The sequence below is a fragment of the Kitasatospora sp. NPDC001225 genome (assembly GCF_053597855.1).
In genome coordinates, this window is record NZ_JBSFJC010000148.1 from 1 (window position 1) to 18,416 (window position 18,416).

12 protein-coding genes and 1 rRNA gene are annotated in these 18,416 nt (G+C 72.6%); 11 read left to right on the forward strand and 2 right to left on the reverse strand.

Going from position 1 to position 18,416, the window contains the following annotated elements; all coding sequences use genetic code 11:
• Both rrf and ACWDCZ_RS33305 read left to right on the forward strand, forming a co-directional pair.
• Window positions 1-91, forward strand: a 5S ribosomal RNA gene (gene rrf / locus ACWDCZ_RS33300); the annotation flags it as partial.
• 59 nt (window positions 92-150) lie between these two features.
• On the forward strand, window positions 151-996 hold the full coding sequence (locus ACWDCZ_RS33305) for a phosphatase PAP2 family protein (protein WP_079272802.1): 846 nt from the start codon (window positions 151-153) through the stop codon (window positions 994-996).
• An 8-nt stretch (window positions 997-1,004) separates the two neighbouring features.
• Here ACWDCZ_RS33305 and ACWDCZ_RS33310 read toward each other — a convergent pair whose 3' ends face one another.
• Both ACWDCZ_RS33310 and ACWDCZ_RS33315 read right to left on the reverse strand, forming a co-directional pair.
• Window positions 1,005-1,568 carry a GPR1/FUN34/YaaH family transporter gene (locus ACWDCZ_RS33310; protein ID WP_049658771.1) on the reverse strand — a complete coding sequence of 188 codons (564 nt, stop codon included), beginning with the start codon at window positions 1,566-1,568 and terminating at the stop codon, window positions 1,005-1,007.
• 316 nt (window positions 1,569-1,884) lie between these two features.
• Window positions 1,885-4,446, reverse strand: a complete 2,562-nt coding sequence (locus ACWDCZ_RS33315) for a SpoIIE family protein phosphatase (protein ID WP_449817790.1) — start codon at window positions 4,444-4,446, stop codon at window positions 1,885-1,887.
• Window positions 4,447-5,019: 573 nt separating this feature from the next.
• On the opposite strand from ACWDCZ_RS33315, the gene ACWDCZ_RS33320 reads away from it, so the two are divergent.
• The 9 genes from ACWDCZ_RS33320 to ACWDCZ_RS33360 all read left to right on the forward strand — a co-directional run bounded on the left by ACWDCZ_RS33320 (window position 5,020) and on the right by ACWDCZ_RS33360 (window position 18,313).
• On the forward strand, window positions 5,020-9,528 hold the full coding sequence (locus ACWDCZ_RS33320) for a hybrid sensor histidine kinase/response regulator (protein WP_074005718.1): 4,509 nt from the start codon (window positions 5,020-5,022) through the stop codon (window positions 9,526-9,528).
• A 292-nt stretch (window positions 9,529-9,820) separates the two neighbouring features.
• On the forward strand, window positions 9,821-10,459 hold the full coding sequence (locus ACWDCZ_RS33325) for a response regulator (protein WP_049659044.1): 639 nt from the start codon (window positions 9,821-9,823) through the stop codon (window positions 10,457-10,459).
• 148 nt (window positions 10,460-10,607) lie between these two features.
• Entirely contained in the window at window positions 10,608-13,283 is a 2,676-nt protein-coding gene (locus tag ACWDCZ_RS33330) for an FtsK/SpoIIIE family DNA translocase (protein ID WP_117489687.1), read from the forward strand.
• Between the two features lie 282 nt (window positions 13,284-13,565).
• Window positions 13,566-14,429: a helix-turn-helix domain-containing protein gene (locus tag ACWDCZ_RS33335; protein WP_375877275.1), complete on the forward strand. Its 864-nt coding sequence runs from the start codon at window positions 13,566-13,568 to the stop codon at window positions 14,427-14,429.
• Window positions 14,430-14,525: 96 nt separating this feature from the next.
• Window positions 14,526-16,031 carry a 30S ribosomal protein S12 methylthiotransferase RimO gene (gene rimO / locus ACWDCZ_RS33340; protein WP_449817791.1) on the forward strand — a complete coding sequence of 502 codons (1,506 nt, stop codon included), beginning with the start codon at window positions 14,526-14,528 and terminating at the stop codon, window positions 16,029-16,031.
• Window positions 16,028-16,666, forward strand: a complete 639-nt coding sequence (gene pgsA / locus ACWDCZ_RS33345) for a CDP-diacylglycerol--glycerol-3-phosphate 3-phosphatidyltransferase (RefSeq protein ID WP_049660306.1) — start codon at window positions 16,028-16,030, stop codon at window positions 16,664-16,666. The genes rimO and pgsA overlap by 4 nt, the downstream gene beginning before the upstream one ends.
• 94 nt (window positions 16,667-16,760) lie before the next feature.
• The gene (locus ACWDCZ_RS33350) at window positions 16,761-17,240 is read left to right on the forward strand and encodes a CinA family protein (protein WP_387973948.1); all 480 of its coding nucleotides are present in this window, start codon (window positions 16,761-16,763) and stop codon (window positions 17,238-17,240) included.
• A gap of 349 nt (window positions 17,241-17,589) precedes the next feature.
• The gene (locus ACWDCZ_RS33355; protein WP_049660741.1) at window positions 17,590-17,958 is read left to right on the forward strand and encodes a helix-turn-helix domain-containing protein; all 369 of its coding nucleotides are present in this window, start codon (window positions 17,590-17,592) and stop codon (window positions 17,956-17,958) included.
• A gap of 55 nt (window positions 17,959-18,013) precedes the next feature.
• Complete coding sequence (locus ACWDCZ_RS33360; RefSeq protein ID WP_449817792.1) at window positions 18,014-18,313, forward strand: hypothetical protein; 300 nt, start codon at window positions 18,014-18,016, stop codon at window positions 18,311-18,313.
• The last annotated feature ends 103 nt before the right edge of the window (window positions 18,314-18,416 follow it).

Genomic DNA, 18,416 nt, shown 5'->3' on the forward strand with positions numbered 1-18,416 from the left:
GCCCGGTTACATTCCGAACCCGGAAGCTAAGCCTTACAGCGCCGATGGTACTGCAGGGGGGACCCTGTGGGAGAGTAGGACGCCGCCGAACAATTATTCCGAAAAGCCCCTTCCCATCCGGGAAGGGGCTTTTTGCGTTACCCTCTGCCAATGCAGAACCTGACCCTGACCTGGCAGTCCGCCGGGGCCGTCTCCGTCGGCCTCTACGCGGGCGCGTACGCCGCGGCGAAGGGCCGGAAGCCGGCGCTGTCCGCGCTGTTGCGGGAGGCCGGCACGCTGCTGGCGCTGTTCGCCCTCTGGCAGCTGGTCGGGCACCTCTCGGTGATGAGTACGGACCACGCGCTGGACCGCGCGAGCTGGATCCACCACACCGAGCAGGTGATCGGACTGCCGGACGAGGCCTCCTGGCAGAAGGCGGTCACGCCGTACCCGGTGCTGGTGAGGCTGGCGAACTACTACTACGCGGCCATGCACTTCGCCGTGATGCTCGGCGTCCTGCTCTGGGTGTTCGTGCGGCACCGCGAGCGCTACGCGTGGGTGCGCAACACGGTGGTGATCACGACCGCGGTCTGCCTGCTGGTGCAGTTCATCCCGGTGGCGCCGCCGCGGATGCTCCCGGAGAGCGGCTTCGTCGACGTGGCCGCCCAGTACGGGCAGTCGGTGTACGGCGGCGCGGTCGGCGGTGTGCTGGTGGCCGACCAGCTGTCGGCGATGCCCTCGGTGCACGTCGCCTGGTGCGTGCTGGCGGCGGTCGCGGTGATCCGGGTGTCGCGCAGTTCGCTGCGATGGGTGATGGTGCTGCACCCGGTGCTGACGGTGGCCGTGGTCGTGGTGACGGCCAACCACTTCTGGCTGGACGGCATCGTGGCGGTGGCTATCCTGCTCCTGGCCTACGCCGTGCTGGCGGTGGCGGCACGGCGCCGGGGCCGGGCCTCCGCCGGGACGGAGGTCCGGCCCCTCAGCGCCGCCGAGGAGCGGCTGGAGCAGGTGGGCTGAACCGACGGTCACTTGACCGGCAGGGCGAGCTTTCCCCAGGAGCCGTTGCTCAGTGCGGAGGTGGCCCGGTACCAGGCGGCGAGCCCGGAGGCGGCCGCGATCCAGCCGCCGGTCTTGGCCAGGCCGCCGTAGCCGCCGAAGCTGGCGACGGCGGAGAGCACCAGGGAGACCGTCAGCAGGCCGTAGACGGCGCGGCCGAGCAGGCCGGCGCCCCAGCTCGCGGCGGTCAGGGTGAGGCCGAGCAGGGCCCACAGCAGCAGGAAGAGGCCGGCGGCGTTCTTGCCGGCTCCGCCGGCCGCGGACCAGGCCGCCCAGAAGGCGCCGAGGCTGGTGAAGGCGGTTCCGGTGAAGCCCTCGCCGCCGCGGAGCTGCCAGAGGCCCGCGATGAAGAGGGTGACGCCGCCGAGGAGGAGGGCGAGGTCGGCCGCGTTCCCGACTCCGGCGCCGTGCAGGACGCCGGTGGAGAGCAGGCCGTAGGCGAGCAGTGTGAGACCGAGCGCGAGGTAGCCGAGGTTACCCGCGTCGGCTCCGGTGGAGCGGGCGTTCGTTGCCCCGGTAGCTTCGTTGCTCACCGGAGGCTCCTTTCACTCTGGGCGCGCGCAGGGCGCAGTGACGCTGTGGTGTCGTCCGGATGAGTGCGGAGAGGAGTGCGGAGAGGTGGAGAGAAGGAGTGGGGATGAGGGCCGCGCGCGACCGCGCCGAGGGCGCACGGCTGTGAGCGTGCGCGGCTGCGGTCGAAGGTGATGGGCCGGCGGACGTGGTGGGCCGGCGGAGAGCCGCCGGTCACGTCCCGGCCGGGGGATTCCCCGGTGGGATCGGTCTACCCGGCCGAACGCGCTTGTACCATTGTGAATATAACAATTTGTGACTGCGTCAGCGGATGACCGCTCACACCTGACGCCGAGTGGGCACCCGCAGGGTCAGGATCGCCATGTCGTCGGACGGCGGCTCCGGGGCGAAGCGCTCGACCGCGCGCTGCACCCGAGCCGCGACCGCTCCGGCCGTCAGCCCGGTACAGCCGGTGAGCACCTCGGCGAGGCCGTCGTCGCCCAGCATCCGCCGGCCCTCGCGGCGTTCGGTGACCCCGTCGGTGACGCAGAGCAGGACCTCGCCGGGCGCGAGCACCAGGCGCTCGGCGGTGAGGTCGAGGTCGTCCATGACGCCGAGCAGCGGCTGCGGGGTGGCGGCGCGGTCGACCTGGCCGTCGGTGCGCAGTCGCAGCGGCAGCGGATGGCCGGCGCAGACCAGGGAGAGCTCGGTGCTGCCGTCCGGAAGGGGCGTCAGCTCGCCGTAGAGCAGGGTGAGGAAGCGGCTGCGCGAACCCTCGTCCAGGATGGCCGCGTTGAGCCGGCGCAGCACCTGCGGGGCGTCCAGGCCCTCGCGGGCGAGGAGCCGCAGTGAGTGCCGGGCCAGGCCGGTGACCGAGGCGGCCTCGGGGCCGGTGCCGCAGACGTCGCCGATGGCGAAGCCGTAGGTGCCCTCGCGGATGGTGAACAGGTCGTAGAAGTCGCCGCCGACCTCGTTGCCCTCGCCGGCCGCCTGGTAGTAGACGTCCACCTCGACGCCGGGGATCTCCGGCAGGTCCGGCGGGAGCAGGCTGCGCTGGAGGGCCTGGCTGGTGGCGGTGCGCTCGGAGTAGAGGCGGGAGTTGTCCAGCGCGAGGGCGGCCCGGCGGGAGAGGTCCTCGGCGAGTTCGAGGATCTCCTGGCGGAACCGGACGCCGGCCGGGACACCGAGCACCAGCAGGCCGATGACACGGTTGCGGGCGGTCAGCGCGAGGACGACGGTCTCGCCGAGCAGGCCGGCCAGGTCCGGGCCGTCGGCGAGGCCGCCGGCCTCGGCGGTCTCGGCGGGGGCCGTCCAGAACCGGACGCCGTGGGAGGGGCCGGCCTCCGGGACGGGGGTCTTGTCGAGCAGGGCGCGCAGCGGGTCGATGCGGTCCTCGTCCTCGTGCAGGACGAAGGCGAGCCGGGCCGGGGAGGCGTGGTCGGCGGTGGTGTAGACGGCGCACCAGGAGGCGAGGGTGGGGACGGCCATCTGGGCCATCAGCGCGAGGGTCTGCTCGTGTTCGAGGGTGCCGGCCAGCAGGTCGGAGGCCTCGACCAGGAAGGAGAGCGAGCCGCGGCGCAGCTGTTCGAGCTCGGTCAGCCGGGTGCTCTCGACGGCGAGGGCGACCCGGTCGGCGGCGAACTGGAGGCGCAGCGCGTCCTCGTTGTCGTAGCGGCCGGGCACGGCGGCGGCGATGCCGAGCGAACCGATCAGCCGGCCCTCGACCTTGAGCGGGACGGTGATCAGGGAGCGCATGCCGCTGTCGGAGAGCAGCGGCAGGCCGGTGGGCCGGGTGGCGAGGTCCTCGTGGACGGAGGGCAGCCGGGCGGAGTCGTAGCGGTTGCCGGTGCCGACCGGGAAGCGGGCGTGCCGGCGGTGCCCGGAGGTGAGTCCGGTGGCGGCGCGGACCTCGAACTCGGCCTCGTCGTCGGTGGTGAGCAGCAGGTACGCGGCGTCGCCGTCGAGCAGGTCGCGGGCGCGTTCGACGGTGCGCTGCAGCAGGGTGTCGAGGTCGTCGGTGGCGACCGGGCCGGCCAGCAGGTCGAGCCGGGGGCCGGCCGGGTCGGGGCGCTCGCCGGGCAGGGCGCGGGCGGGGGAGCGCAGCACCGCGCGGTCGGGTTCGAGGACGAGCAGGCAGAGGGTGGAGGGGACGCCCTCGGTGTCGCGCAGCCGGACCTGGACGCCGTACACCTCGACCTCGCGGCCGTCCTGGCGGCGGACGCCGTAGCCGCCCTCCCAGCGGGCCATCCGCAGGGTGTCGGTCAGGCCGAGGCCGCGGGCGGGGGCCTGCGGCCAGACCGCGAGGTCGGCCCAGGGACGGCCGAGGACGGCGGCGGCGGGGTGCTGGAAGAGCGCCTCGGCGTCCGGGTTCCAGGCCAGCACCCGGCCGTCCTCGTCGAGCTGGACGACGGCGACGTGCACCGGGCCCGGACCGCTGGGCAGGTCGCTGCCGGGGGTCGCGGGAACGGCGTAGCGGGTGCCGGACACGTGTACGGGCAGGGCGAGGCGGAACCAGACGGTCTTGCGGCCGGCCGCGTACTCGACGCCCCACCGTTCGGCGAGGGCGGAGCACATCAGCAGGCCGCGGCCGCCCTCGCCGTCCGGGTCGGCGTAGCGGTCGGAGTCGACGACCGGACCGTCGCCGAGCGAGGGCAGGCCGCGCTCGGGGTGGTGGTCGGTGACCTCGATCCGGACGCTCTCCTCCTCGCGCAGGCAGCAGACCTCGGCGGCGGTGCCGGCGTGCACGACGGCGTTGGTGACGAGCTCGCTGACCAGCACGACCGCGTCGTCGACGACCTCGGGCAGCCCCCAGCCGAGCAGCGCGTCCCGGACGAAGCCCCGTGCGGCGGCGGCGGACCGGCCGTCGGGGTCGAAGGTGGCGGCTGCGCGCGCGGTGACCACGTTGCCACTTCTCCTCTGCTGCTCTTGCCCTGGCTGTCCGGGGGCGCGGCGCCGACTCCCCGTGCGCGCCGTCGGGGTGAGCGGCGGCGCTGGGTCGGGCCGTGGCCCGGTGCAGCGCTCCACCCTACTTTCCGCTTGGTTCCCCGTGGGGGCGGGGAGTCGAAACTGGCACCAGAGGGTGATTCTGCCCACCTGTTTCGGACGGTGCGGTACGAACCGAGCGCAACCGGCCCTTCACCCGGTGCCGGTGCTGCCAGACTGGGGGGTCCGCGACGGCCGGTGGGAGCAGTACGGTCGTCGGGGTGCCGGCGCGCCGCGGGCCGCCGGTACGCAGCCCGACCGGGCCGGTGCCCGGGTGCGTGCCGCACCGGCACGGGTCGGTCACCGGACAGTTCACGATGTGGGAGGGGCCCGTTGAGTTCGGCCACCAAGGACGCAACCGGAACGACGCCGCCCGCCCCGCGCGGTGGGCGCCCCGGGGCCGCGCCGCGGAACGCGGCCGGTCGGCGGGTGAGTCACAACCGTGGCGCGGAGCCCGCCGAGCTGCGCAAGCTGCTGTCGGCGCTGACCGCGATGCGGGACGGCAACTTCCGCCGCCGGCTGACCGTCCCCGGGGACGGTCCGCTGGCCGAGATCGCCGCGGTCTTCAACGAGGTCGCCGAGCGCAACCAGCACCTGACCGGTGAGCTGGCGCGGGTCCGCCGGGCGGTGGGCCGCGAGGGCCGGCTGAACGAGCGGCTGGAGACCGGCGCGGGCGAGGGCGCCTGGATGGCGGCGGTCGACAACTGCAACGCGCTGATCGACGACCTGGCCCGCCCGATGGCCGACGTGGGCCGGGTGCTCACCTCGATCGCCGAGGGCGACCTGGACCAGAAGATGGAGCTGCGCTCGCTGCACAGCAACGGGGTGAGCCACCCGCTGCGCGGCGAGTACCTGAAGATCGGGCGGACCGTCAACGGGCTGGTGGACCAGCTCTCCGAGTTCACCGACGAGGTGACCCGGGTGGCCCGCGAGGTCGGTACCGAGGGCAAGCTCGGCGGCCAGGCCAAGGTCCGCAGCGTGTCCGGGAGCTGGAAGGACCTGGCGGACTCGGTCAACACCATGGCGGGCCGGCTGACCGCCCAGGTCCGCAACATCGCCCAGGTGACCACGGCGGTCGCCAAGGGCGACCTGTCCCGCAAGGTCACCGTCGAGGTGGCCGGCGAGATGCTGGAGCTGAAGAACACCGTCAACACGATGGTGGACCAGCTGAACGGGTTCGCCGCGCAGGTCACCGGGGTGGCCAGGGACGTGGGGACGGAGGGCCGGCTCGGCGGTCAGGCCCAGGTGCCGGGCGTGGCCGGGGTCTGGCGGGACCTGACCGACTCGGTGAACTTCATGGCCGACAACCTGACCGGCCAGGTCCGCAACATCGCCCAGGTGACCACGGCGGTGGCGCGCGGGGACCTCTCGCAGAAGATCGAGGTGGACGCGCGCGGCGAGATGCTGGAGCTGAAGAACACCATCAACACGATGGTCGACCAGCTCTCGGGCTTCGCCGAGCAGGTGACCAGGGTGGCCCGCCAGGTGGGCACCGAGGGGCGGCTCGGCGGGCAGGCCCAGGTGCCCGGGGCGGCCGGGGTCTGGCGGGACCTGACCGACAACGTCAACTTCATGGCGAACAACCTCACCGATCAGGTGCGCAACATCGCCCAGGTGACGACCGCGGTCGCCAAGGGCGACCTGTCGCAGAAGATCCAGGTGGACGCGCGCGGGGAGATCCTGGAGCTGAAGAACACCATCAACACGATGGTGGACCAGCTGGGCGCCTTCGCGGACGAGGTCACCCGGGTCGCCCGGGACGTCGGCACCGAGGGCATCCTCGGCGGCCAGGCCAGCGTGCCCGGCGTGGCCGGCATCTGGAAGGACCTGACCAACTCCGTCAACCTGATGGCCAACAACCTGACCAGCCAGGTCCGGAACATCGCCGAGGTGACCACGGCGGTGGCGCGCGGCGACGTCTCCAAGAAGATCACCGTCGACGCCCGGGGCGAGATCCTGGAGCTGGTGACGACCGTCAACACCATGGTCGACCAGCTGTCGGCGTTCGCGGACGAGGTGACCAGGGTGGCCCGCGAGGTGGGCACCGAGGGCATCCTGGGCGGCCAGGCCCGGGTGCGCGGGGTGTCGGGCATCTGGAAGGACCTGACCGACAACGTCAACTTCATGGCGTCGAACCTGACCGGACAGGTGCGCAACATCGCCGAGGTCGCCGGTGCGGTGGCCCGCGGCGACCTCTCCAAGAAGATCGCGATCGACGCGCAGGGCGAGGTGGCGGCGCTCGCCGCGACCCTCAACACCATGGTCGACCAGCTGTCCTCCTTCGCGGTGGAGGTCACCCGGGTGGCCCGCGAGGTGGGCACCGACGGCACCCTGGGCGGCCAGGCGAGCGTGCCGGGCGTGGCCGGCATCTGGAAGGACCTGACCGACAACGTCAACCTGATGGCCAATAACCTCACCGGCCAGGTGCGGAACATCGCGCTGGTGATCACCGCGGTGGCCCGCGGCGACCTCTCGCAGAAGATCGACGTCGACGCGCGCGGCGAGATCCTCCAGCTCAAGACCAGCATCAACACCATGGTCGACCAGCTCTCCGCGTTCGCCGACGAGGTCACCCGGGTCGCCCGCGAGGTGGGCACCGACGGACGGCTCGGCGGCCAGGCCCGGGTACCCGGCGTGGACGGCACCTGGCAGGACCTCACCGAGTCGGTGAACGAACTGGCCAACAACCTGACCCGGCAGGTGCGCGCGATCGCCCAGGTCGCCACCGCGGTCACCAGGGGCGACCTGAGCCTGCGGATCGACGTGGACGCCGCGGGCGAGCTCGACGAGCTCAAGGACAACATCAACCAGATGATCGCCAACCTGCGCGAGACCACCCGCACCAACCAGGAGCAGGACTGGCTCAAGACCAACCTGGCCCGGATCTCCGGCCTGCTCCAGGGCCGCCGGGACCTGGAGGCCGTCGCCTCGCTGATCATGACCGAGCTGACCCCGGTGGTCTCGGCCCAGCACGGCGCCTTCTTCCTCGCCCAGCCGGCCGGCCGCACCGCCGAGCTGATCACCGAGGACGACGACGAGAACGACACCGTGCTGCGCCTGATCGGCAGCTACGGCTACCAGCGGCGGGCGATGCCGACCACCTTCCGGCCCGGCGAGTCGCTGATCGGCCAGGCCGCGGTGGAGAAGCGGGCGATCATCCTCAAGGAGGCGCCGCCCGGGTACCTGAAGATCGCCTCCGGCCTCGGCGAGGCCTCCCCGGCCCACATCGTGGTGCTGCCGGTGCTGTTCGAGGGCCGGCTGCTGGGCGTGATCGAGCTGGCCACCTTCAGCTCCTTCACCACCGTCGCGCTGGACTTCCTGAACCAGATCGCCGATCTGATCGGCGTCACCGTCAACACCATCAGCGTCAACACCAAGACCGAGGGCCTGCTGCTGGAGTCCCAGCGGCTGACCGCCGAACTCTCGATGCGGTCTGCCGAGTTGGAAGCCCGCCAGGAGGAACTGGAGCGCACCAACGAGGAGTTGCAGGAGAAGGCCGAGCAACTCGCCCAGCAGAACCGCGACATCGAGATCAAGAACGGCGAGATCGAGGAGGCCCGGCAGGTCCTGGAGGAGCGCGCCGAGCAGCTCGCCCTGGCCTCCCGGTACAAGAGCGAGTTCCTCGCCAACATGTCGCACGAGCTGCGCACCCCGCTCAACTCGCTGCTGATCCTGGCCAAGCTGCTCTCCGACAACAACGAGGGCAACCTCTCGCCCAAGCAGGTCGAGTTCGCCGACACCATCCACGGCGCGGGCTCCGACCTGCTCCAGCTGATCAACGACATCCTCGACCTGTCCAAGGTCGAGGCCGGGAAGATGGACGTCCGCCCGGCCCGGATCGCCCTGGTCCAGCTGGTCGACTACGTCGAGGCCACCTTCCAGCCGGTCGCGCTGGACAAGAACCTGGACTTCGCCGTCCGGGTCTCGCCCGCCCTGCCGGTCACCCTGCACACCGACGAGCAGCGGCTCCAGCAGGTGCTGCGCAACCTGATCTCCAACGCGGTGAAGTTCACCGACGCCGGAGCCGTCGACTTCTCGATCCGCCAGGCCGGCCGGGAGGTCCCGCAGCACGTGCGCGAGCGGCTGCTGGAGTCCGGCTCGATCCAGGGCCCGGACGACGAGCTGATCGCCTTCTCGGTCTCCGACACCGGCATCGGCATCCCCGACAACAAGCTGCGGGAGATCTTCGAGGCGTTCAAGCAGGCCGACGGCACCACCAGCCGCAAGTACGGCGGCACCGGCCTCGGCCTGTCCATCAGCCGGGAGATCGCCCGGCTGCTCGGCGGCGAGATCCACGCCGAGAGCGAGCTGGGCAAGGGCTCGACCTTCACGCTCTACCTGCCGCTGCGCACCGAGGCCCCGGAGCCCGTCGGCGACCCGCGCCAGGGCGCTCCGGGCAGCCTGGCGCCGCGGGCCTCGGTCGGGGTGACCCCGGTGGGCCTGCCGGTGCCGGTCGGCGAGAACCCGGCCGACCACTGGGCCCAGGAGGTCCGCGAGCTGGCCGAGGAGCGCCGCCGCGGCGCGGTGGAGCGCCGGCGCAGCGCCGCCCTGGAGAGCGCCGCCGGGCCGCGGACGGTGGAGCCCGTACCGCCCCGCCCGGCCGGCGGCGGCCGCCGCTTCGACGGCCAGCAGGTGCTGATCGTGGACGACGACGTCCGCAACGTGTTCGCCCTCACCAGCGTGCTGGAGCAGCACGGCCTGACCGTCCTGTACGCGGAGAACGGCCGCGAGGGCATCGAGATGCTGGAGCAGCACGAGAGCGTGGCGCTGGTCCTGATGGACATCATGATGCCGGAGATGGACGGCTACGCGACCACCGAGGCGATCCGCCGGATGCCCCAGTTCGCCGGCCTGCCGATCATCGCGCTGACCGCCAAGGCGATGAAGGGCGACCGGGAGAAGTCGCTGCAGGCGGGCGCCACCGACCACATCACCAAGCCGGTGGAGACCGACCACCTGCTGTCGGTCATGCACGAGTGGTTGAGCGGCGACCGGGCGTGACCCGGGGGAGGCGTGAACCCCGGCCCGGGCCCCGGGGTTCACGCCGGTCGGTCGGCCGGTTTGCTGGCGGTCGGGCCCGGGAACCCGGTAGGGTCACCGATCGTTGCGAACAGTGACCGGACGGCAACACGCTGGTGAGCGTGCGCCGGAGCACTGACTGCGCGCCGCCCCGGATCGGGTCACGACGGGGCGATGTGCCGGGCGAGGGGGTGCGGCTAGCATGACCGGGGTAGCGGTGGGCAGTACGCGGGTGCCTGCACCGGGCGGCAGGCAGGCGACAGGAGGGCGAGCCCTGATGCAGAAGGCCAAGATCCTCCTGGTCGACGACCGACCGGAGAACCTGCTGGCGCTGGAGGCGATCCTCTCGGCGCTGGACCAGACGCTGGTGCGCGCGGCCTCCGGTGAGGAGGCGCTGAAGGCGCTGCTCACCGACGACTTCGCGGTGATCCTGCTGGACGTGCAGATGCCGGGGATGGACGGCTTCGAGACGGCCGCCCACATCAAGCGCCGGGAGCGCACCCGGGACATCCCGATCATCTTCCTGACCGCGATCAACCACGGTCCGCACCACACCTTCCGCGGCTACGCGGCCGGCGCGGTGGACTACATCTCCAAGCCCTTCGACCCGTGGGTGCTGCGCGCCAAGGTGTCCGTCTTCGTCGACCTGTACGCGAAGAACTGCCAGCTGAAGGAGCAGGCGGCGCTGCTGCGCCTGCAGCTGGAGGAGGGCGGCGGCGAGCAGGCCCTCGGCGGGGCGCTGCTGGGCGAGCTGTCCGCGCGGCTGGCGGCGGTCGAGGAGCAGGCGGAGGCGCTCGGCAAGCAGCTGGACGGGGGCGAGGACGCCGGGGTGGCCGCCACCGCCGCGCACCTGGAGCGCAAGCTCGCGGGGCTGCGCCGGGCCCTGGACGCGATGCGTCCGGGCAGTTCCTGACCCGCGGTCGGCGTTCACCCGTCCGAGTGGTCCGGTGTGCTGCGACCGGGTGAATCCCGGTCAGGGTGACGGTGTGTCTGCGACACGTCCGGGCGCCCGGGCTCGGGCACATGTGCACTGGTCGCCCGCCCCGGTAGGCTGCTGACCCATGGCCACTCGCACGCCCGGGAACGCAGCACGTAAGACGAGTCCGGGAGCGTCCAGGAAGGCCGCGGCGAAGGCCCCGGGCAAGCCGCCCGCGAAGAAGGCGGCGGCGAAGAAGGCGGCCCCCGCGAAGAAGGCCGCGGCCAAGCAGGCCCCGCCCCCGCCGAAGCCGTCCAGGTCGGTGCTGATGGGCACGCTCAACGCCCTGGGCAGCCCGATCGGCGCGATCTTCCGGGGCTTCGGCGACGGGGCCAAGAACCTGCATCCGGCCCACCGCAAGGACGGCGTGGGCCTGCTGCTGTTCGGGCTCGCGCTGGTGACCGCGGCCGGCACCTGGTTCAGCCCGCAGGGCTGGCTGGGCGAGGGCGCCACCGCCGTGGTCTCCGGGCTATTCGGCCGGCTCGACGTGCTGGTGCCGTTCCTGCTGGCCGCGATGGCGATCCGGCTCTGGCGCCACCCGGAGCTGCCGGAGGCCAACGGCCGGATCATGATCGGGCTGAGCGCGCTGCTGGTCGGCGTCCTCGGCCTGGTCCACATCGGCTGCGGCGCGCCCATGATGGGCAGCGGCGCGTCCCGGATACGGGCGGCCGGCGGGATCATCGGCTGGGCCGTCTCCACCCCGATGATGGCCGCCGCCGGACCGGCGCTCGCCGTGCCGCTGCTCCTGCTGCTGGCCTTCTTCGGCCTGCTGGTGGTCACCGCCACCCCGATCAACCGGATCGGCGACCGGGTGCGCGGGGTCGGCATACGGCTCGGCGTGGTCGAGCCCGGGCCCGAGGACGAGCAGCTCTGGGGGCGCACGCCGGAGCGCGAGCTGTCCACCGACCCGCCGGAGGACGCCGACCCCGACGCGCTGCCGTTCACCGTGGACACCGGCAGTGACGACCCCTCGGACGAGGTGGCCGCCCGCCGGCGCCGCCGTCGGCGCAAGCAGACCGACGAGCCGGAGGACGCCGAGCGGATCTCCCTCGACAAGGAGCCGCTGGACCCGTACGCCACCCGCGACCTCGCCGCCGGCGCGGCCGCCGACCTGGACGGCGCGCTGGTCTACGGCGTGCCCGCCTCCTCCGCGGTGGCGGACATGATGCACCAGGTGCAGGACCGCACCGCCCCGCCGGAGGAGGCAGCCGTCCCGGCCGCCCGCAGTGGCGGGCCGGGCGCGCCCGAGGAACACGGCGCGGCGCCGGTGCGGATGGAGCAGCTCCAGCTCGGCGAGGGCGTCACCTACGCGCTGCCCTCGCTCGACCTGCTGGAGCGCGGCGGCCCGGCCAAGGCCCGCAGCGCCCTCAACGACGAGGTGGTTGCCCAGCTCACCGGCACCTTCGCCGAGTTCAAGGTGGACGCCAAGGTCACCGGCTTCACCCGGGGCCCGACGGTCACCCGCTACGAGGTCGAGCTCGGCCCGGCCGTCAAGGTGGAGCGGATCACCGCGCTCGCCAAGAACATCGCGTACGCGGTGGCCAGCCCGGACGTGCGGATCATCAGCCCGATCCCGGGCAAGTCCGCGGTCGGCATCGAGATCCCCAATCGGGACCGCGAGATGGTCAACCTCGGCGACCTGCTGCGCTCGCGCACGGCTGCCGAGGACACGCACCCGATGGTCGTCGGCATGGGCAAGGACGTCGAGGGCCACACCGTGATGGCCAACCTCGCCAAGATGCCGCACATCCTGGTGGCCGGCGCGACCGGCGCCGGAAAGTCCTCCTGCATCAACTGCCTGATCACCTCGATCCTCGCCCGGGCCACCCCCGACGAGGTGCGGATGGTGCTGGTCGACCCCAAGCGGGTCGAGCTGACCGCGTACGAGGGCATCCCGCACCTGATCACGCCGATCATCACCAACCCCAAGAAGGCCGCCGAGGCCCTCCAGTGGGTGGTGCGCGAGATGGACATGCGCTACGACGACCTCGCGGCGTTCGGCTTCCGGCACGTGGACGACTTCAACGCCGCCGTGAAGGCCGGCAAGGTCACCCCGCCGCTGGGCAGCGAGCGCGAGCTGAGGCCGTACCCGTACCTGCTGGTGATCGTCGACGAGCTGGCCGACCTGATGATGGTCGCCCCGCGCGACGTCGAGGACTCGGTGGTCCGGATCACCCAGCTGGCCCGCGCGGCCGGCATCCACCTGGTGCTCGCCACCCAGCGGCCCTCGGTGGACGTGGTCACCGGCCTGATCAAGGCCAACGTGCCGTCCCGGCTGGCCTTCGCGACCTCCGCGATGGCCGACTCCCGGGTCATCCTGGACCAGCCCGGCGCGGAGAAGCTGATCGGCAAGGGCGACGCGCTCTTCCTGCCGATGGGCGCGAGCAAGCCGATCCGGATGCAGGGCGCGTTCGTCACCGAGGCGGAGATCGCCAGGGTGGTGGAGCACTGCAAGGACCAGCTGAGCGCCGTCTACCGGGACGACGTGATGGTCGGGGCCGGGCCGAAGAAGGAGATCGACGAGGAGATCGGCGACGACCTGGACCTGCTGGTCCAGGCGGCCGAGCTGGTGGTCTCCACCCAGTTCGGCTCCACCTCGATGCTCCAGCGCAAGCTCCGGGTCGGCTTCGCCAAGGCGGGCCGGCTGATGGACCTGATGGAGTCGCGCGGGATCGTCGGCCCGAGCGAGGGCTCCAAGGCCCGCGACGTGCTGGTGAAGCCGGAGGAGCTGGACGGGGTGCTGATCACCCTTCGGGGTTGACGGTCGGTCCCTGGGGCCGGCGGCCCGTGTCCTGACCAAGGTGTCACTCGTTCGGAGGAGGGTAGGCGCCGTGTGGGGAACCGAACGTCCGTACGCCGCGTCACACGGCGGAAAGCGACCGCCGGGCTCCCCCCGCACGGCTCCGCTGACGGTTCGTCAGCGCCGTGCCGGACCCCGGTCGGACCGGGCGCGCGCATTCGGCCCGTTCCGCTTGAGAAACGATCCGCCCGCGCCCCTAGACTGTTCCCCAGCAGGTGGCCATCCGCTCGAAAGGCGTGCCCCGTGACCATCGGCAAGTCCTCCGACCGCGAGAACGCCATGCCGTCCGTCGAGCCGACCGACGACGTGGTGCAGGCGGCCGATGCCCCGAGCATCGGCCGGGTGCTGTCCACCGCCCGGATCGACGCGGGGCTCACGGTGGACCAGGTGAGTACCGCCACCCGGGTGCGGGTGCCGATCGTCCATGCCATCGAGGAGGACGACTTCGCCCGCTGCGGCGGCGACTTCTACGCCCGAGGGAACATCCGGCTGATCGCCCGCGCGGTCGGCCTGGACGGCGAGGCGCTGGTCGCCCGGTACGACGCCGCGCACGGCGGCCCGCCCGCCGCCAGGCGCCCGGCGACCCAGCTGATCGACAGCGGCCCGATCAAGGTGCCCCGGCGCGGCCGGCCGAACTGGGCGGCCGCCATGGTCGCCGCGATCGTCGCCGTGGTCGCGCTGATCGGCTTCAACCTGGTCAGCGGCAAGGGCGGGCACGGCACCACCGGCTCGGCCAGCGCGCCGCTGCCCAGCGGCTCCGGGACCGGCTCGGTGGCCCCCGCCGCCACCCCCGCCGTCCAGCCGCCGGCGCCCGTGCCGAGCGCCGCCGCGATCGCCGCCGTCCCGGCCGACAAGGTCACCGTGAAGCTGGTCGCCGAGGGCACCAGCTGGGTCTCGGCGATGGACGGCAACGGCAAGTCGCTGTTCCAGAACAACATCGGCAACGGCCAGGACCAGACCTTCACCGACCCCAAGCAGATCAAGCTGGTGCTCGGCAACGGCGGGGCCGTGCACGCGTACGTCAACGGGAAGGACCTCGGCCTCCTGGGCAAGGACGGCCAGGTGGTGCACGTCACGTACACCCCCGGAGACCCGCAGGCGGGCTGACCACAGGGGCCGTCCGGCCCACTGATGATCAGCTGATCCGAGGCGCGCGGCCTCCGGGGCGAACGGCACCGGAGCCCGCGCGTTAATCTTGGGCCTATGCCTGAACGCCGTACTGTCGCCCTTGTCACGCTCGGATGCGCCCGCAACGAGGTGGACTCCGAGGAACTCGCCGGGCGACTGGAGGCCGACGGCTGGTCGCTGGTCGACGACGCCTCCGAAGCGGACGTCGCCGTGGTCAACACCTGCGGCTTCGTCGAGGCCGCCAAGAAGGACTCGGTGGACGCCCTGCTGGAGGCCAACGACCTCAAGGGGCACGGCCGCACCCAGGCCGTCGTCGCGGTCGGCTGCATGGCCGAGCGGTACGGCAAGGAGCTCGCCGACGCCCTCCCCGAGGCGGACGGCGTCCTCGGCTTCGACGACTACGCGGACATCTCCGACCGCCTCCAGACCATCCTCTCCGGTGGCCACCACGCCCCGCACCTCCCGCGCGACCGCCGCAAGCTGCTGCCGATCAGCCCCGCCGAGCGGCAGAGCGCCGCCGAGGCCGTCGCCCTGCCCGGCCACGGCACCGAGGCCGCCGCCGAGCCGATCGCCGACCTGCCCGACGGCCTCGCCCCGGCCTCCGGCCCGCGCACCCTGCGCAAGCGGCTGGACGACAGCCCGGTCGCCTCCGTCAAGCTCGCCTCCGGCTGCGACCGGCGCTGCTCCTTCTGCGCCATCCCGGCCTTCCGCGGCTCCTTCATCTCCCGCCGCCCCTCCGACGTGCTCAACGAGGCCCAGTGGCTGGCCGGGCAGGGCGTGCGCGAGATCGTCCTGGTGAGCGAGAACAACACCTCGTACGGCAAGGACCTCGGCGACATCCGGCTGCTGGAGACGCTGCTCGGCGAGATCTCCGCGATCGAGGGCGTCGAGCGGGTCCGGGTCTCCTACCTCCAGCCGGCCGAGATGCGCCCGGGCCTGGTCGACTCGATGACCGGCACCGCCGACGTGGTGCCCTACTTCGACCTGTCCTTCCAGCACTCGGCGCCCGCCGTGCTGCGCCGGATGCGGCGCTTCGGCTCCACCGACCAGTTCCTGGAGCTGCTGGGCACCATCCGCGGCAAGGCCCCGCAGGCCGGCGCCCGGTCCAACTTCATCGTCGGTTTCCCCGGCGAGACCGAGGAGGACTTCGCCGAGCTGGAGCGCTTCGTCACCCACGCCGGGCTGGACGCGATCGGCGTCTTCGGCTACTCGGACGAGGACGGCACCGAGGCCGCGACCTACGACGGCAAGCTCGCCGACGACGTGATCGCCGACCGGGTCGACCGGCTGAGCCGGCTGGCCGAGGAGATGACCGCCCAGCGGGCCGAGCAGCGGATCGGCACCGAGGTCGAGGTGCTGATCGAGTCGATCGAGGACGGCGTGGTCGAGGGCCGCTCGGCCCACCAGGCGCCGGAGACCGACGGCCTGACCACCCTGGAGGGCGTCGAGGCCCCCGCGGTCGGCCAGTTCTGGCGGGCCAAGGTGGTCGCCAGCGAGGGCGTCGACCTGATCGCCGAGGCGCTGGAGCAGGTGCGACTGCCCCGGACGTCGGGGGCCGAGGCCTCGGGAGCCGGGGAATGACCAAGGGGCCCGGCGCCCCGGCCGCGGCCCACCCGGGCAGACCGGTGGCCGCGGCGCCGTCGACCCCGGGGATCTGGAACATCGCCAACGTGCTCACGATGGTCCGGGTGCTGCTGGTGCCGGTCTTCGTGGCGCTGCTGTTCGCCGGCGGCGGGCACGACCCCAAGTGGCGCTCGGTCGCCTGGGCCTCGTTCGCGATCGCGATGATCACCGACCTGTTCGACGGTGAACTGGCCCGGCGCAAGGGCCTGGTCACCGACTTCGGGAAGATCGCCGACCCGATCGCCGACAAGGCGATCATGGGCTCGGCGCTGATCGGCCTCTCGCTGCTCGGCGACCTGCCCTGGTGGGTCACCGCGGTGATCCTGGCCCGCGAGCTCGGCATCACCCTGATGCGGTTCTGGGTGATCCGCTACGGGGTCATCCCGGCCAGCCGCGGCGGCAAGCTCAAGACGCTGACCCAGGGCACCGCGGTCGGCATGTACGTACTGGACCTGACCGGCTGGCTGGCCACCGGGCGGGCGGTCCTGATGGGGCTGGCGGTGCTGCTGACCGTCGGCACCGCGCTGGACTACATCGGGCAGGCGCTGCGCCTGCGCCGCGAGGGACGGACCGCGGCGCGGGCCGGCCGCTGAGCGACGGGGGGACCGGGTGTCGGAGCGGGACGTGGCGGAGCACGGCGCGGCGGCGCGGGGCGTGCCGGTGCGGGACGCGGTGGCGCCGGACGCGGTGGCGCGGGACTTCGCACTGGCCGAGCGGGCGCACGCGGCGCTGCGGGCCGAGGGCGGCACGCTCGCCGTCGCCGAGTCGCTGACCGGGGGGCTGCTGGCCGCCGCGCTGGTGGACGTCCCCGGGGCGTCCGCGACCTTCCGGGGCTCGGTCACCGCGTACGCGACCGAGCTGAAGGCCTCGGTGCTCGGGGTGGACGAGGGCCTGCTGGACGTGTACGGGCCGGTCCACCCGGTGGTGGCCCGACAGATGGCCGAGGGCGTGCGCGCACTGCTGGGGGCCACGTACGGGCTCGCGACGACCGGGGTGGCCGGGCCGGACCCGCAGGACGGGCAGCCGGTGGGCACCGTACACCTGGCCGTCGCCGGCCCGGGGGGAACTCTGGTCAGTTCTCCCCTGCTGTCGGGCGGTCGTGCCACAATCCGTCACGAAGCGGTGACCGCCGCGCTGGAGCTGCTGGTCGGTCGGTTCGCGCGGTAGGCCGGTTCGTACGGCCGGCCGGTTTCGCGCGACCGGGGCCCGTGGGGAGGGCCTCCACCGACCGGGATCGCCGGGCGGGCGCGCGGGTATGGGACAGCGGGAGGATCGTGTTACATCCAACACCCTGGTTGGGCAGAAACCAGGTGGCGAACGAGTTGCGTGACGGTGGCCGGGTGGGTCGCTACGGGTACCACGAGGGGCCCGCGAACCCGGGTGCGACACCGGAACAAGGAGGGGGACGGCCTTGCAGCCCAGAGTGAACACGACCAGGGTCCCCGCACGCGAAGCGGGCAAGGCGGTACGGTGGGGTCGTGACATCTCGATCCGCAGTCCGAGGAGGGAGGCACCGATGATCCTGCTTCGTCGCCTACTGGGCGATGTACTGCGTCGGCAGCGCCAGCGCCAGGGCCGCACACTCCGCGAGGTGTCGGCGGCAGCCAGGGTTTCGCTCGGATACCTCTCCGAGGTCGAGCGGGGACAGAAGGAGGCCTCCTCGGAGCTGCTCTCCGCCATCTGCGACGCACTCGACGTCCGGATGTCCGAGGTCATGCGCGAGGTCAGCGACGAACTGTCGCTCGCTGAACTTGCGGCGATGGCCACCCTCTCCGAAGGTGATCTGCTGAGGCCGGTACTCGAACCGGTTCCGCTGCCCGCCCCCGGCACCGACCGGGCGAACATGTCGCCCAAGGCCGCCGCGATGGACGTGGTCGCCGCCTGATCCCGGCCTCGACTCCCGGGCGCCCCTGCCCGGGACGAGCGAAGGGAGGGCGGTCGTGCGAACAGACGCGCAGACGCGCCCGATGGCCCGAATACGGGCCCGGGCGCGGCTGTTCCTCCGGGTACGGCGTCCGGTGCGGTGGGTGCTGGCGGCCTCGGCGGCCGGGCTCGCCTGGTGGCTCCTGGTGGTCCGGGGACAGCTGACCGACGGTGCGGCGCTGGGGCTGCTCGTGGCCGGCGGCTGGGGACTCGGTCTCATTCCGGTCCACGCAGACTGGAACGCGACCGGACCGGCCCGGCGCCCGCGCGCGGAGCCGACGGGACCGGTGGAGGTACAGCCACCGCCGATCGGGTGATGGACGTGCTCAGACCTTACTGAGAACGATCAAGATCGGATCGGCCTATTCAAGGTGAGCATCTCGGAGATTCGAGATGCGTCCGAAGCATCTGTGCGGGAAC